Origin of the sequence: Yoonia sp. (genome assembly GCF_046292185.1) — a bacterium.
Classification (GTDB): Bacteria; Pseudomonadota; Alphaproteobacteria; order Rhodobacterales; family Rhodobacteraceae; genus Yoonia.
The window spans coordinates 13038-27050 of record NZ_JBKBQY010000013.1 but is presented as its reverse complement, the minus strand read 5'-3'; the positions used below and the strand labels follow the sequence as shown (position 1 = coordinate 27050).

At 61.0% G+C, this 14013-nt stretch carries 16 protein-coding genes; 10 read left to right on the top strand and 6 right to left on the bottom strand.

Annotation, left to right across the window (positions count from 1 at the left end):
• Positions 1-21: 21 nt before the first annotated feature.
• Positions 22-714: a PRC-barrel domain-containing protein gene (locus tag ACK4TM_RS04210; protein WP_409697214.1), complete on the bottom strand. Its 693-nt coding sequence runs from the start codon at positions 712-714 to the stop codon at positions 22-24.
• Between the two features lie 473 nt (positions 715-1187).
• On the opposite strand from ACK4TM_RS04210, the gene purM reads away from it, so the two are divergent.
• Genes purM through ACK4TM_RS04190 form a run of 4 tightly spaced genes read left to right on the top strand, consistent with a single transcriptional unit; the run spans position 1188 to position 4479 of the window.
• A complete protein-coding gene (gene purM, locus ACK4TM_RS04205) occupies positions 1188-2228 on the top strand; it encodes a phosphoribosylformylglycinamidine cyclo-ligase (RefSeq protein WP_409697211.1) in 1041 nt (346 codons plus the stop codon).
• Positions 2225-2821: a phosphoribosylglycinamide formyltransferase gene (purN, locus tag ACK4TM_RS04200; RefSeq protein ID WP_409697208.1), complete on the top strand. Its 597-nt coding sequence runs from the start codon at positions 2225-2227 to the stop codon at positions 2819-2821. Before purM ends, purN begins: the two co-directional genes overlap by 4 nt.
• A gap of 57 nt (positions 2822-2878) precedes the next feature.
• Positions 2879-4036 carry a ribonuclease D gene (gene rnd, locus ACK4TM_RS04195; protein WP_409697205.1) on the top strand — a complete coding sequence of 386 codons (1158 nt, stop codon included), beginning with the start codon at positions 2879-2881 and terminating at the stop codon, positions 4034-4036.
• A gap of 32 nt (positions 4037-4068) precedes the next feature.
• Positions 4069-4479, top strand: a complete 411-nt coding sequence (locus tag ACK4TM_RS04190) for a SufE family protein (RefSeq protein ID WP_409697202.1) — start codon at positions 4069-4071, stop codon at positions 4477-4479.
• Here the strand turns inward: ACK4TM_RS04190 and ACK4TM_RS04185 are convergent.
• The 3 genes from ACK4TM_RS04185 to ACK4TM_RS04175 are packed head-to-tail and all read right to left on the bottom strand — an operon-like array spanning position 4451 to position 6025.
• Entirely contained in the window at positions 4451-5098 is a 648-nt protein-coding gene (locus ACK4TM_RS04185; RefSeq protein ID WP_409697199.1) for a DUF1638 domain-containing protein, read from the bottom strand. The genes ACK4TM_RS04190 and ACK4TM_RS04185 overlap by 29 nt on opposite strands.
• On the bottom strand, positions 5095-5268 hold the full coding sequence (locus ACK4TM_RS04180; protein WP_409697196.1) for a hypothetical protein: 174 nt from the start codon (positions 5266-5268) through the stop codon (positions 5095-5097). Before ACK4TM_RS04180 ends, ACK4TM_RS04185 begins: the two co-directional genes overlap by 4 nt.
• Before the next feature lie 52 nt (positions 5269-5320).
• Complete coding sequence (locus ACK4TM_RS04175) at positions 5321-6025, bottom strand: corrinoid protein (protein WP_409697193.1); 705 nt, start codon at positions 6023-6025, stop codon at positions 5321-5323.
• Positions 6026-6155: 130 nt separating this feature from the next.
• On the opposite strand from ACK4TM_RS04175, the gene ACK4TM_RS04170 reads away from it, so the two are divergent.
• Positions 6156-7238 carry a PA0069 family radical SAM protein gene (locus tag ACK4TM_RS04170; protein WP_409697190.1) on the top strand — a complete coding sequence of 361 codons (1083 nt, stop codon included), beginning with the start codon at positions 6156-6158 and terminating at the stop codon, positions 7236-7238.
• 115 nt (positions 7239-7353) lie between these two features.
• On the opposite strand, the gene bmt is transcribed toward ACK4TM_RS04170, so the two are convergent.
• The gene (bmt, locus tag ACK4TM_RS04165; RefSeq protein WP_409697187.1) at positions 7354-8376 is read right to left on the bottom strand and encodes a betaine--homocysteine S-methyltransferase; all 1023 of its coding nucleotides are present in this window, start codon (positions 8374-8376) and stop codon (positions 7354-7356) included.
• A 15-nt stretch (positions 8377-8391) separates the two neighbouring features.
• Positions 8392-8706: a DUF1476 domain-containing protein gene (locus ACK4TM_RS04160; protein WP_409697184.1), complete on the bottom strand. Its 315-nt coding sequence runs from the start codon at positions 8704-8706 to the stop codon at positions 8392-8394.
• Between the two features lie 126 nt (positions 8707-8832).
• Between ACK4TM_RS04160 and purC the strand changes: the two genes are divergently transcribed.
• Genes purC through ACK4TM_RS04135 form a run of 5 tightly spaced genes read left to right on the top strand, consistent with a single transcriptional unit; the run spans position 8833 to position 13659 of the window.
• Positions 8833-9594, top strand: coding sequence for a phosphoribosylaminoimidazolesuccinocarboxamide synthase (gene purC / locus ACK4TM_RS04155; RefSeq protein ID WP_409697181.1), 762 nt, complete (start codon positions 8833-8835; stop codon positions 9592-9594).
• A 22-nt stretch (positions 9595-9616) separates the two neighbouring features.
• Positions 9617-9847, top strand: coding sequence for a phosphoribosylformylglycinamidine synthase subunit PurS (purS, locus tag ACK4TM_RS04150; protein WP_409697178.1), 231 nt, complete (start codon positions 9617-9619; stop codon positions 9845-9847).
• Position 9848: 1 nt separating this feature from the next.
• A complete protein-coding gene (gene purQ / locus ACK4TM_RS04145) occupies positions 9849-10517 on the top strand; it encodes a phosphoribosylformylglycinamidine synthase subunit PurQ (RefSeq protein ID WP_409697175.1) in 669 nt (222 codons plus the stop codon).
• A 45-nt stretch (positions 10518-10562) separates the two neighbouring features.
• Positions 10563-12317: an ATP-binding protein gene (locus tag ACK4TM_RS04140; protein ID WP_409697172.1), complete on the top strand. Its 1755-nt coding sequence runs from the start codon at positions 10563-10565 to the stop codon at positions 12315-12317.
• A 10-nt stretch (positions 12318-12327) separates the two neighbouring features.
• On the top strand, positions 12328-13659 hold the full coding sequence (locus tag ACK4TM_RS04135) for a sigma-54-dependent transcriptional regulator (RefSeq protein WP_409697169.1): 1332 nt from the start codon (positions 12328-12330) through the stop codon (positions 13657-13659).
• The last annotated feature ends 354 nt before the right edge of the window (positions 13660-14013 follow it).

Sequence of the window (14013 nt, the reverse complement as noted above, 5' to 3'; positions counted from 1 at the left end):
GAACAGACGAGACAACGACGCTTAGTTATTGGCTGGCGCGTCGCCGGTCGCATCGGGTTCCATCGGATCCACTGCTGGATCGTCTGTTGCCGGTGCGTCCATCGCAGGATCGTCAATGCCGGGCGCGTCGGTCGCTGCCGGTGCATCTGTCGTCGCTGGCATATCGGTGGGCGCGGGCTCCATCATCATCGTCGACAATGCCGTCTCTGGTGGCAGTGTTTCAACGTCTGCGTTGACAAATTCCGGCAGTGCTTCCAGCTCTTCGCGTGTCAGCGTGACCGAAATGGTGCCGTCTTCCGGGTTGTAGTTCAGATCGCTGAGCGGCAGCGCCACGTCATAGCGGCCAATGCCAAGGAAGCCACCGATACCGATCACGGCTTCGGCTTCACCAGCACCTTGTACCACATCGCGGATGCTGCCGATGGAATCACCATTGGCATCGATGACATCAGTCCCGGTCAGGTCACCGACGGTCATTTCCTCCAGCGTCTGTGGTTCCATCATTTCGGCGTCGGTCATCCCGTCAGCTGGCATCGGCGCTCTGCCATCCATCGGTGCTGTGCCGTCCATTGGCGCAGTGCCATCCATTGGTGCCGTGCCGTCAATTGGCGCTGTGTCTTCGGCAGGTGGCGGTGGCGCATCGGTTTGCGCGACAGTAGTGGTTGCCAGCAGCAGGCCCAGAGCGGTTGTCGTCAGAAAATTCTTCGTCATCATTTTATCACCTCATGTGTTGTGGCTTACCAATGGCGCAGAACGGATTAGGTTCCGGCCAAGTTGTAGGGACAGGATTTGTCGCCCCTGCGAAAAATGCGGTATCAGGCGGCAGAATATGCCTAAGCAAATCTGCCAAACCTGTTGATAAGTATCTGTAAACAAAAGGTTATTAGCGCGTTTTCTGACGGAGATGCCAGTTCGCTGGCGCAATCCGGAACCTTTATAACCGCTTTGGACCCGCGCAAAAGCGGCAGCAAACTGCCTATGGCTCTGCGCTGATTGGGCTGGTTTGCGCGCATCCCAGGGACGCGATCAACCTCATCGCATGGTCGTCGCCGGTGCGTGGCCCGACATCGGCACTGCCGCGCGGCGGGGAATTTGGGGACCGATCGTGCGAAAGACGGCTGTGAACGTTGCGCGGCGCGGGTTCATCGGGTAACGGCAGACGCAACCATACAAACAAGGTGCCCCAGATGACGAAAAATGGCCTGACCTATGCCGATGCCGGTGTGGATATCGATGCCGGCAATACGCTGGTGGAACGGATCAAACCTGCGGCCAAGCGCACCGCGCGCCCCGGTGTGATGGCGGGTCTGGGCGGTTTCGGCGCCTTGTTCGATCTCAAGGGCGCAGGTTATGTCGACCCGATACTGGTTGCGGCGACCGACGGCGTTGGCACCAAGCTGCGGATCGCGATCGATACCGGCCATGTCGATACGATCGGGGTCGATCTGGTCGCAATGTGCGTCAATGATCTGGTTTGTCAGGGTGCGGAACCTTTGTTCTTTCTGGATTATTTTGCCACCGGCAAGCTAGAGCTGGATCAGGCGACCCGCATTATCAACGGCATCGCTGCCGGCTGTGAAGCCTCCGGCTGTGCCCTGATCGGCGGAGAGACGGCAGAAATGCCGGGCATGTATCATGACGGCGATTTCGATCTGGCGGGTTTTGCCGTCGGTGCGATGGAACGCGGCGCGGAACTGCCTGCCGGTGTCGTGGCGGGCGATGTGCTGCTGGGGCTGGCGTCTGATGGCGTGCATTCCAACGGCTATTCGCTGGTGCGCCGGATCGTGGATATGTCCGGGCTGGGCTGGGACGATGCCGCACCGTTTGCGGATGGCACATTGGGTGCTGCGCTTTTGACGCCGACCCGGCTTTATGTGCAGCCCGCGCTGGCCGCTGTGCGGGCAGGGGGCGTGCATGCGCTGGCCCATATCACGGGCGGGGGTCTGACCGAAAACCTGCCACGCGTGCTGCCGGATGATCTGGGGGCCGATATTGATCTGGAATCATGGTCTTTACCGCCCGTGTTCGGCTGGCTTGTGCAGACTGGCGGGATGGAACAGGCGGAATTGCTGAAAACATTCAATGCCGGGATCGGCATGGTGCTGGTTGTCGATGCGGGGCAGGCCGACGCATTGACGAATTTGCTGACCGAGGCCGGCGAAACCGTTCACCGGATCGGCACCGTCACCGATGGTGCAGGCATCCGCTATGCAGGCGCGCTTGCGTGACCAAACGCGTTGCGATTCTGATTTCGGGGGGCGGGTCCAATATGGTCGCGCTCGGCCGGTCGATGACAGGCGATCATCCGGCGCGCCCGGTGCTGGTGCTGTCCAATGATCCGCAGGCGGGCGGGCTGGCCAAGGCCGCCGACATGGGCATCCCGGTGCAGGCGATTGACCACAAGCCATTCGGCAAGGACCGTGCCGCGTTCGAGGCGGCTTTGCACGATGCGCTGCTGGCAGCACAGCCCGATATCATCTGTCTGGCCGGGTTCATGCGCATTCTGGGGGCGGATTTCATCACGTCTTGGGACGGGCGCATTCTGAACATCCATCCCTCGCTTTTGCCCAAATATCGCGGCTTGCACACCCATGCCCGCGCGTTGGAGGCGGGCGATACCCACCACGGCTGCACTGTGCATCAGGTCACGGCAGCGCTGGATGACGGGCCGGTGCTGGGGCAGGCGCGGATGGCGGTCTTGCCCGGCGATACGCCCGCAACCTTGGCACAGCGCCTGCTGGCGTTGGAACATGCGCTTTACCCGGCTGTCCTGCGCCGGTTTGCGGCGGGCGATCTGCGTCCGGTGATGTTGGACGGGTGATCTTTTCATCCTGCGGGCGATGGCATATCAATCGCGGATACAAATGATGGAACGCGTATGAAGATCATTACCACGACCCAGGACCTTGCAGGCTTTTGCGCCGCGGCGGCAAAGCGTCCCTATGTGACCGTTGACACCGAATTTCTGCGCGAACGCACCTATTATTCCAAACTTTGCCTTGTGCAGATGGCCTATCGCGATGCCGCTGGCGAAGACGCGGTGCTGGTCGATCCGCTGGCCGAGGGGATATCGCTGGAACCGATGTATGAATTGTTCCGCGATCCGGATGTGGTCAAGGTGTTCCATGCCGCAAGGCAGGACCTGGAGATTTTTCAGGTCAATGCCGGGGTGATCCCCGCGCCCCTGTTCGACACGCAGGTCGCGGCGATGGTCTGCGGCTTTGGCGAACAGGCGGGATACGAAACGCTGGTGCGCAAGATCGCCAAGGCCGAGGTGGATAAATCATCGCGTTTTACCGATTGGTCGCGCCGCCCGCTGACCGATGCGCAGGCCGAATATGCGCTGGCCGATGTGACCCATCTGCGCGATGTCTACGAATATCTGGCGGATCAGTTGAAAAAATCCGGCCGCGCCAAATGGGTGGATGAGGAAATGGCCGTGCTGAACGATCCGGCTACCTATTATTCCGACCCGGACGAGGCGTGGATGCGGGTCAAGACCCGCACCTCTTCGGGCCGCTTCCTTGCCCTCGTGCGCGAATTGGCAAAGTTTCGCGAAACCTATGCGCAGACCCGCGATATCCCGCGCAGCCGGGTCTACAAAGATGATGCACTGGTTGAACTTGCATCCACCAAGCCGTTGAATGAACAAGATTTAAGCCGTTCCCGCCTGCTGCTGCGCGAGGCCCGCAAGGGCGATATCGCCGATGGTATTCTGGCCAGCATCAAGGCAGGTCTTGCCGCCAAACCCGGCGATCTGCCGCAGCCGGACCTGAGCCGTGCCAAGCTGCAGGTCAATCCTGCCATCGCCGATATGCTGCGGGTGCTGTTGAAGTCCGTCACCGATGATGCCGGTGTCGCGTCGAAGCTGATCGCATCTTCTGCTGATCTGGATGCTTTGGCCGCAGGCGAACGCGATGTGCCCGCGCTGAAAGGCTGGCGGCGCGAAGTCTTCGGCGACGCCGCCCTGCAATTATGCGAAGGCAAGGTCGGCCTTGCCGTGAAAGGTCAGAAAGTGGTCACCGTGCCGCTTTAGCCCGGATCACGCGTGACGAGAGGAAGCAGATCATGACCAACCCCGCCTTTGAAGAGCTTGTCGAGACCTTTGAATTCCTTGACGATTGGGAAGACCGCTATCGCCATGTGATCGACATGGGCCGCGCCATGGACCCGCTGGAAGACGCCTTGCGCGTGCCCGCGACCAAGGTCGAAGGTTGCGCCAGTCAGGTCTGGCTGGTGCCGCAGATCAACGACGGTGTGTTCACCTTTCGCGGTGCCAGTGATGCGATGATCGTGCAGGGGCTGATCGCGGTGCTGCGCACGCTTTATGACGGACAGCCGGTGGGTGACGTGGTCAAGATCGACGCGCCCGCCGCCCTTGGGCGGTTGGGGCTGAACGATCACCTGTCGGCGCAACGGTCCAACGGGCTGCGCGCGATGGTCGAACGGATCAGGCAGACGGCGGCGGCGGCGGTTTGACCGACGCCAGACTGGTCGCCAGATCGCCATAGCCGGTAAAACGGCGTTCAAACGCTAACCCCAAACGCGCCGCGCAAGCCTGTGCCTTTGCGGTCAGCGCCGGGTCTTCGGTCTGCGCCTGATAGACCAGTTTTGTGTAATTGCCGAAATACATATCCCGCAGGGCGGGGTGTTTATCCAAGCCCAGCGGTTCCCAGACAAAAGCATCGAATTGCCGGACCAGAAAATCGGTCAGGTAAAAGGCGGTGATTTCACCCTTGGCGGCGAAAGTGTCCACCCCTTCGAAGAACGCATAGCAATGCGGGCCGGGAACCATCCGCAACCCCATATCGTCGCAGGCCGCCTGTAACAGCCCGCCCGTGCCGCAATCGGCATAGACGACAAAGATATCCGCGTAACCGTCCCGGTGTTTTGCCACGGCATCGCGCAGGGCGGGAATAATCCGGTCGGGGTGGTTATGCAGGATCGCGGGCAGGCAATGCAGGTCAAGGTGATCCCAGCCATTCACCGCCTTCAGCGCCAGGATTTCGCGCGCCAGCGCACCGCAGGCGATCAGCAGGATCTGGCCCTGTCCGCTGGGCGGCAGGCCGGTCTGTGTCAGTGCGGCGTCAGGAATCACGACAGGCGGCGCACCAGCAGGGCCGCGACCAATGCGGCAATGCTGAGCAGGGACAGCCCGACAAAGGGCGACAGCGATGTGGCGCTGACCAGCGACAGGGCGACCCACAGGGTCAGCCCGGCCGCGACGATCACGATCAGCAGGATCAGGGCGAGTTTTTCAAACGGCATCGGGGCCTCCTTTACATCCAAGATAGGAAAGCGATTGGCCCGAAAAAAGGGGTCAGGCGTGGGCCTGCCCCTGATTGTGTTTGCGCGCGACCAGCGTCTTGGCGGTTTCCACCGCGACAGCGGCGTCACGGCAATAGGCATCGGCACCGATGGCGCGTCCGAATTCCTCGTTCAAGGGCGCGCCGCCGACAAGCACGATGTAATCCTCGCGCATGCCCTTTTCGACCAATGTGTCGATCACGACCTTCATATAGGGCATCGTCGTCGTCAGCAGGGCGGACATGCCAAGGATATCGGGCTTTTCAGCCTCCAAGGCTTCCAGATAGCCTTCGACGGCATTGTTGATGCCCAGGTCGATCACCTCGAACCCGGCACCTTCCATCATCATGCCGACAAGGTTCTTGCCGATGTCGTGGATGTCGCCCTTGACCGTGCCGATCACCATCTTGCCGACACGCGGCGCACCGGTGGCGATCAGCAGCGGCTTGAGGATGAACATCCCGCCCTTCATCGCATTGGCGGCCAGCAACACCTCTGGCACGAACAGGATACCGTCGCGGAAATCATGGCCCACGATGGTCATGCCGCCGACCAATGCCTCGGTCAGGACACGGTAGGGGGTCCAGCCGCGCGCGATCAGGATGTTCACGCCTTCCTCGATCTCTTCCTTCATGCCGTCATAAAGGTCGTCATACATCTGCGCGACAAGGTCTTCGTCGCTCAGTTCGGAGAGGATGATTTCGTCGTCGTCTGACATGGTGTGCCTCATGAATATCTGTCTTGATATCTGCGCCTATTTCCGCCCGGCAACAGGCTGAATTGCGACATTCACGCAAGCGGGACCGACGCAGCCTTGCGCGTGTTCTTTGTTTGTTCCAATGTGGGGTATGGATCATGATCTGACTCGCACCTATCACCGCATTCCGGGCCGCGCCGCAGCGGGCAATCCTGCCGTGCGCTTTGACAGGCTGACGGCAGAGGCGGTGGATGACGGCTGGTATCACGACCCCGATCTGCCGGTGCTGCGCACGCAGGTCAGTGACGAACAGATCGGCAAGGTCATCACTCGCAACACATCGCCCGATCTGTCGTTCGACCGGTCGATCAATCCCTATCGCGGTTGCGAACATGGCTGCATCTATTGCTTTGCCCGCCCCAGCCATGCCTATCTCGGCCTGTCGCCGGGGCTGGATTTTGAAACGCAACTGATCGCGCGCCCCAATGCGGCGGCACAGTTGCGCAAGGAATTGTCCAACCCACGCTACAAACCCGCGACCATCGCGATCGGCACCAATACCGATGCCTATCAGCCCATCGAAAAAGACCGCCGGATCATGCGCGCTGTGCTGGAGGTGTTGCGCGATTTCACCCATCCGGTGGCGATTGTCACGAAAGGCACGCTGATCACCCGCGATATCGATATTCTGGGGGATATGGCGGCCAAGGGGCTGGTCCGTGTCGGCATTTCAATCACGACGCTGGACCCGAAGACATCGCGCGCGATGGAACCGCGTGTGCCGCTGCCCGCCGCGCGGCTGCGGGTGATCCGGCAGTTAAGCGATGCCGGTGTGCCGGTCCGGGTGATGGTGTCACCCGTGGTGCCCGCGCTGACCGATCATGAACTGGAATCGATACTGGAAGCGGCCCATAATGCGGGTGCCGTCGCCGCGTCCTGCATTATGCTGCGCCTGCCGCGAGAGGTGGCGGGGCTGTTCAAGGACTGGCTGGAGGCGCAATATCCCGACCGCGCGGCGCGGATCATGGGGCGGGTGCGCGCGCTGCATGGCGGGCGCGATTACGATCCGGAATTCGGCAAACGCATGCAGGGACAGGGCGTCTGGGCCAAGATCACGCAGCAGCGGTTCAGACTGGCGGCGTCACGGCTGGGGCTGGACCGGGCCTTGGCACCGTTACGGACCGACCTGTTTGCCAGACCGCCACAGAAAGGTGATCAATTGTCGCTGTTCTGAGGACGGGATTGCCGCCGCGCGGAACGGCAGCGATCTTTTCCGCGGGGAAGAAAATGCGACGACCGACCGGCACCTTCCCCGCGGGGAAGGTTTGGCTACCCCGCCACGGCAAAGGTCATGACGCCGGTTTTGCGCGACGACCCCGGCGCGGCGATGCCTCTGGCCCCGCGCCATCGGTGCCGTCCGAGGCGGAGGAAAAACCACCCAATGCGGCGGTGATCGCATCCAGCGTCGGCGCGGGGCCTTTGGGCCGGGTTTCCAGCGCGTGGCGCATCGCGCGCAGATGGTCTGGTGTGGTCCCACAGCAGCCGCCGATGATCGTGGCCCCGCTATCGCGGGCAAGCACGGCATAATCGGCCATCAGATCGGGCGTGCCGTCGTAATGGATATGGCCGTCGTGATATTTGGGGATACCGGCATTGCCTTTGGCGATCACCGGCAGGGTCGGGCCTGCGGCGGCAAAGCCCAGCACGGTGCGCAGCAGATCGGACGCGCCGACGCCGCAATTTGCGCCGAAAGCCAGCGGCTGATGGGCCAGTTTTCCCACCTTCTTGACCATATCGGCAGAGGTCAGGCCCATCATGGTGCGCCCTGCGGTGTCGAAACTCATCGTGCCGCACCATGGCATCCCTGCCAGCGCAAAGGCTTCGGCGGCGGCGGCGAATTCTTCGGCGGCGCTGATCGTTTCGACCCAAAGAACATCTGCGCCACCTGCCTTCAGCCCTTCGGCCTGTTCGTGCAACATCTCGACCGCGATCTCGTGGGTCAGATTGCCCATCGGGGTCATGATCTCGCCGGTGGGCCCCACCGAACCGGCGACCACGATGGTCCGGCCAGAGGCATCGGCAACCTCGCGCCCCAGACTGGCCGCGACCTTGTTCAGTTCATGCACCTGATCTTGCGCGCCATGCAGTTTGAGGCGGGACGCATTGCCGCCAAAAGAATTGGTCAGGAAAATATCGCTGCCCGCATCGGCGGCCCCTCTGTAAAGGCTGCGGATATTGTCGGGCTGTGCGAGGTTCCACATTTCGGGCGCATCACCCGACATCAGCCCCATGTTGAACAGATTGGTGCCCGTCGCCCCGTCGGCCATCAGCCAGTCGCGGGTTTCCAGCAGTTTGGACAGGGCATTGGTCATCGCAGGACTTTCTGATCAGAGTTCGGTGACAAGCTGGGCTTTCGCCTCGACCAGCAGATTGGCCATCTTGCTGCGGATCGTCGCCTCGTCGGCATGGCCGACAAGATCCTTGGCCAGCTTGCGGAACACGTCTTCGTCGCCCGCCTCGGACAGATCGGCCTTGATCACCTCGGTCACATAGACAGCGGCTTCTTCCTCGGATTTGCCGAGCAGATGAGCCGCCCAAAGACCCAAGAGCTTGTTGCGGCGTGCTTCGGCCTTGAACAGCATTTCAGCGTCATGGGCGAATTTGCTTTCAAACGCCTTGGCGCGGTCATCGAAACTGGACATGGGCAATCCCCCTTGGTTGTTGTTGCATCAGATATGCCCCTGCAGGTGCTTGCCCGCAAGGGGGGCTTGCACTAAGAGGCGGTGATGAATGTGCCGAAACCGGCATTACAATTGTAAGGGGTGAACATGGCGCGCCGCAAAAAGATTTACGAAGGCAAGGCAAAGATCCTGTATGAAGGCCCCGAGCCGGGCACTCTGGTGCAGTATTTCAAGGATGATGCCACCGCCTTCAATGCGGAAAAACGCGCGGTGATCGAAGGCAAGGGCGTGCTGAACAACCGGCTGAGTGAATTTTTCATGACAGGTCTGGGCAGCATCGGCATCCCCACCCATTTCATCAAACGCCTGAACATGCGCGAACAGTTGATCCGGCAGGTCGAGATTATCCCGCTGGAAATCATCGTGCGCAATGTCGCCGCAGGGTCGATGGCGAAACGTCTGGGGATCGAGGAAGGCACGCAATTGCCGCGCCCGATCGTGGAATTTTCGTATAAGGATGACGCCCTGGGCGATCCTTTGGTGCCAGAGGAATATATCATCGCCTTCGGCTGGGCCAGCCAGCAGGATATGGATGATATCGTCAGCCTTGCCCTGCGCGTCAATGACTGGATGTCGGGTGTCATGTATGGCGTCGGCATCAAGCTGGTCGATTTCAAGATCGAGGTGGGTCGCGTCTGGGACAATGAATTCCCCCGCCTGTTGCTGGCCGATGAGATCAGCCCCGATAGCTGTCGTCTGTGGGATATCGAGACGGGTCAGAAGCTGGATAAGGATGTGTTTCGCCGCGATCTGGGCAATCTGACCGACGCCTATACAGAGGTCGCGCGCCGTCTGGGCGTGATGCCATCCAACGTTACCCACCGGCCCAAGCCGACCCTGATCAACTGATAATCCAAAGCGAGGCCAAGTCATGAAAGCGCATGTCTATGTGATGTTGAAAACCGGCGTGCTGGACCCGCAGGGCGAGGCGGTACGCCACGCGCTCGGCAACCTCGGCTTTGACGGGGTGCAGGGTGTCCGGCAGGGTAAGGTGATCGAACTCGATCTGGCGGATGGCACTTCCGAAGAAGAGATCGCCAAGATGTGTGACAAGCTGCTAGCCAATACTGTGATCGAAAGCTACCGGATCGAGGTGCTTTAGGATGCGCGCCGCTGTCGTCGTTTTCCCCGGATCGAATTGTGACCGCGACATGGCTGTCGCGCTGCGCGCCGCCGGTGCCGATGTGACCATGGTCTGGCACAAGGATGCCAGCCTGCCGGGGGCCGTTGATCTGATCGCCGTTCCGGGTGGGTTTTCCTTTGGCGATTATCTGCGCTGTGGTGCAATTGCCGCGCAATCACCGATCTGCCGTGCGATTGTCGCCCATGCCGACCGTGGCGGTTACGTGCTGGGGGTGTGCAACGGGTTTCAGGTGCTGACCGAAACCGGCCTGCTGCCCGGCGCGCTGATGCGCAATTCCGGGCTGAAATTCATCTGCAAGACCGTCGATCTGCAGGTCGAGACCAGCGACAGCGCGTTTACGGCAGGCTATCAGGCGGGGCAGGCGGTGCGTTTCCCGGTGGCCCATCACGATGGCAATTACACCGTAGCGCCAGAGGTGCTGACGCAGATGCAGGACGAGGACCGGATCGCGTTCCGTTACGCCAGCCCGCTGAACGGGTCTGTTGCGGATATCGCCGGGGTGTTGTCGGCGAACCGGCGGGTGCTGGGTATGATGCCGCATCCCGAACGCGCCGTCGATCAGGGTCATGGCGGCACCGACGGGCAAGCGCTTTTCCGCGAATTGCTGGGGCAGGTTGCGGCGGTCTGATGCTTGTCTGTTGCCGTGCGGGCGCGCTGGTTCTAAACTCTGACAATGGTAGATAGCGTGCCACAAGGGGTCAGACGCAGAGCAGGCCATTGGTATCTGCGGGCTGCGCTTGCCGTGTTCACGCTGCTCGCGGTCGGGGCGATCTATGTCACCAATCAACTGCTGACCCAGCGCTATACCGAAACCATCAGCAGCCGCGCCGAATTGCGGCTGGCGCTTTACAGCGCCAATCTGATGAGCGAGCTGCAGCGCAGTTCCGTCGTGCCGCAATTGCTGGCGCGCGATCCTGAACTGATTTCGGCGCTGAACAGTCGGGATTATTCGCTGTCCACCGCGCGGCTGATGACCTTTGTCGAGGAAATCAATGCCGCCTCCCTGACCATGCTGGACAGCAACGGGCGCGTCGTGGCGGCGACCGACCGCGCCGGGCTGGGCGCGGATCACCAGGATAAGCCTTTCTTTTACAACGCCCTTGCCGGCAGCAGGACGGTCTATTCCACCTATCGGCGCGATGATGGCGGCTATTCCTTCATCTATTCGCGCAAGATCGAAACCAATGGCGAACCGCTGGGCGTGATCATGGTCGAGGTCGATGTCGGCCGGCTGGAACGTGGCTGGGCCGGGGTGACGGATGCCGTGCTTGTCACCGATGCCGAAGGCACGATCATCATGGCCACCGAACCTTTGTGGCGGGGATTGTCGGAACAGGCGGCACTGGCGCGGCAACCGGCATCGACCGCGATCGAACGGGCGTTCCGCGCGACGCAGGCCTGGGCGTCCAGCCCGGCAGAGGCCTATCTGCGCGGCGAGGCGGTGCTGCGCCGCGAGGCCCGCGTGCCGCATCAGGGCTGGCGGATCGTCAATTTCACCACCTATGATTCGGTGCGCGAAAAGGTGAACGGCATTCTGGCGCTGCAGGTGATGGGCTTTGCGATCATTCTGGCGGTCGGTTTCTGGTTTCTGTCGCGCAAGACCGCATCACGTCTGGTCACCTTTCAGCGCGATGCAGCGGAACTGCGCGCATTGAACCGCCGTTTGCAGCGGGAAATCGCCGAAAGAGAGAAGGTTGAAAAAACCCTGCAGGTCGCCGAACAGACCATCGCGCAATCGTCGAAATTGGCCGCCCTTGGCGAAATGTCGGCGGCGGTCAGTCACGAATTGAATCAGCCGCTGGCGGCAATGAAAACCTATCTGGCTGGTGCGCGTCTGCTGCTGCAACGCCAAAGGCCGGAAGAGGCACTGTCATCGTTCCAGCGCATCGATGATCTGCTGGAACGGATGGGCGCGATCACGCGGCAGTTGAAATCCTATGCCCGCAAGGGATCGGATGCGTTTGAACCTGTGGACACACGCGCTGCGGTATCATCGGCACTGGCGATGATGGAACCGCAGCTCAAGACACGGGCGGTGAATATCATCCGCACCTTCCCCAATGAACCGGTGATGATCCTGGGCGACAGGCTGCGGCTGGAACAGGTCATCATCAACCTGTTGCGCAATGCGCTGGACGCGACCAAGACATCCCCCGATCCGACCATCGAAATCCTGCTGGCGGCGGGCGATCTGGTCAGCCTGCAGATTCACGACAATGGCGAAGGGATCGAGGATCTTGATGAACTGTTCACGCCATTTTACACGACCAAACAACCTGGTGATGGGGTGGGGCTGGGGCTTGCCATCTCCTCTGGCATCGTCAACGACTTGGGTGGACGCCTGACCGCGCGCAATGCTGCGAACGGCGGGGCGATATTTGAAGTCCAGTTGCCCGCGCTGAAACAAAGCCGGGCAGCGGCAGAATAGGAACGAGAGCATGAGCAAAGTCATGAAGATCGCGATTGTCGATGATGAAAAGGACATGCGCCAGTCGATCAGCCAATGGCTGGCCCTGTCGGGGTTCGACACCGAAACTTTTGCCAGCGCCGAAGATGCGCTGAAAGGGCTGGGCAGCGATTACCCCGGCATCGTCGTCAGCGATATCAAGATGCCCGGCATGGACGGGATGCAGTTTCTGAAAAAACTCAAAGGCGTGGACAGCACCTTGCCGGTGATCATGATCACCGGCCACGGCGATGTCCCCATGGCGGTCGAGGCGATGCGGATCGGCGCGTTTGATTTTCTGGAAAAGCCGTTCAACCCCGACCGGATGACCGAACTGGCCAAGAAAGCCACCAGCGCCCGCCGCCTGACGCTGGACAACCGCGCCTTGCGCCGGGAATTGTCGGACGGATCATCCTTGATGAAGAAACTGATCGGCCAGTCTCCGTCGATGGAACGGCTGAAGGAAGATATCCTCGATCTGGGGCAGGCCGATGGTCACGTGTTGATCGAAGGCGAGACCGGCACTGGCAAGACATTGGTCGCCCATGCGCTGCATGCCGTGGGCGCGCGGGCCAACCGCAAATTCGTTTTGATCAGTTGTTCGGCCTATGACGAGGACACGCTGGCCAGGATGATCTTTGGCCCGACCCATGCCGACGAGCCGATCCCCGCGATAGAAGAAGCGCGCGGCGGCACGCTGGTGCTGGAAGATATCGAAGCGCTGAGCCATGCCCTGCAGGCCCGGCTGCTGACCGCGATCAACGAACAGGGCACGCCGGCGGAAACCCGGATCGTGGCGATCTGCAATCTGCAGGAACAGGACAAGACCTGCGAAAGCGTGCTGCGCCCGGATCTGTTCTATCGCCTTGCCGCCTTGCGGATCACCGTGCCGCCGCTGCGCCAGCGTGGCGAGGATATCCTGACGCTGTTCACCCGGCTGAGCGAACAATTCGCCGATGAATACGGCTGCGAAGCCCCACAGGTCAGCGCGCAGGAAGCCGCGCAATTGTTGCAGGCCCCGTGGCCCGGCAATGTACGCCAGTTGATCAACGTGGCCGAACGCGCGGTGCTGCAAAATCGGCGCGGCAGCGGGTCGATCGCGTCGCTGCTGATGAACGAAACCGAAGATACCCAATCGGCCATGACGACCGAGGGCAAGCCGCTCAAGGAATTCGTCGAAGCGTTTGAGCGGATGCTGATCGACAACACGATGCGCCGGCATCGCGGATCGATCGTTGCGGTGATGGATGAACTTTGCCTGCCGCGCCGCACATTGAACGAAAAAATGGCGAAATATTCGCTGCAACGGTCCGATTACATCTGATCGACCGGCCCTTTGCACAGACCCACTTGTGCAGGGGGCCAAATGTCCTTTATGGTTGAAAAACGGATGCTCGTGCGTTGGTTGCACGGTGATATCCGATAGGAATTCTCTGCCTTCAACGATCTTTGACGGATATTGCGGCAGCTGATTTGACCTTTCGGGGTCAGAAAAACGCCCTTGGTCGCGCGCCCTCATGACGCAGACCGGGCCTTGAACGGGCCCCGGACCTGATCCGGGGTCGGAGAAGAAACGCGATGCAACGCGCGCAACATACAGGCAAGACATTGACCGCCCCGAGGGGCGTTTTCTCTGCCCGCGCATTGCCCGCCTCAATCAGACATATCGCGCGGATTG

Coding starts and splice junctions, on each gene's coding strand:
- ACK4TM_RS04170 (WP_409697190.1), top strand. CDS start 6,156: ATGGATCATGATCTGACTCGCACCTATCACCGCATTCCGGGCCGCGCC.
- ACK4TM_RS04180 (WP_409697196.1), bottom strand. CDS start 5,268: ATGCCGTTTGAAAAACTCGCCCTGATCCTGCTGATCGTGATCGTCGCG.
- purM (WP_409697211.1), top strand. CDS start 1,188: ATGACGAAAAATGGCCTGACCTATGCCGATGCCGGTGTGGATATCGAT.
- bmt (WP_409697187.1), bottom strand. CDS start 8,376: ATGACCAATGCCCTGTCCAAACTGCTGGAAACCCGCGACTGGCTGATG.
- rnd (WP_409697205.1), top strand. CDS start 2,879: ATGAAGATCATTACCACGACCCAGGACCTTGCAGGCTTTTGCGCCGCG.
- ACK4TM_RS04135 (WP_409697169.1), top strand. CDS start 12,328: ATGAGCAAAGTCATGAAGATCGCGATTGTCGATGATGAAAAGGACATG.
- purQ (WP_409697175.1), top strand. CDS start 9,849: ATGCGCGCCGCTGTCGTCGTTTTCCCCGGATCGAATTGTGACCGCGAC.
- ACK4TM_RS04140 (WP_409697172.1), top strand. CDS start 10,563: ATGGTAGATAGCGTGCCACAAGGGGTCAGACGCAGAGCAGGCCATTGG.
- purC (WP_409697181.1), top strand. CDS start 8,833: ATGGCGCGCCGCAAAAAGATTTACGAAGGCAAGGCAAAGATCCTGTAT.
- purS (WP_409697178.1), top strand. CDS start 9,617: ATGAAAGCGCATGTCTATGTGATGTTGAAAACCGGCGTGCTGGACCCG.
- ACK4TM_RS04160 (WP_409697184.1), bottom strand. CDS start 8,706: ATGTCCAGTTTCGATGACCGCGCCAAGGCGTTTGAAAGCAAATTCGCC.
- ACK4TM_RS04190 (WP_409697202.1), top strand. CDS start 4,069: ATGACCAACCCCGCCTTTGAAGAGCTTGTCGAGACCTTTGAATTCCTT.
- ACK4TM_RS04210 (WP_409697214.1), bottom strand. CDS start 714: ATGATGACGAAGAATTTTCTGACGACAACCGCTCTGGGCCTGCTGCTG.
- ACK4TM_RS04175 (WP_409697193.1), bottom strand. CDS start 6,025: ATGTCAGACGACGACGAAATCATCCTCTCCGAACTGAGCGACGAAGAC.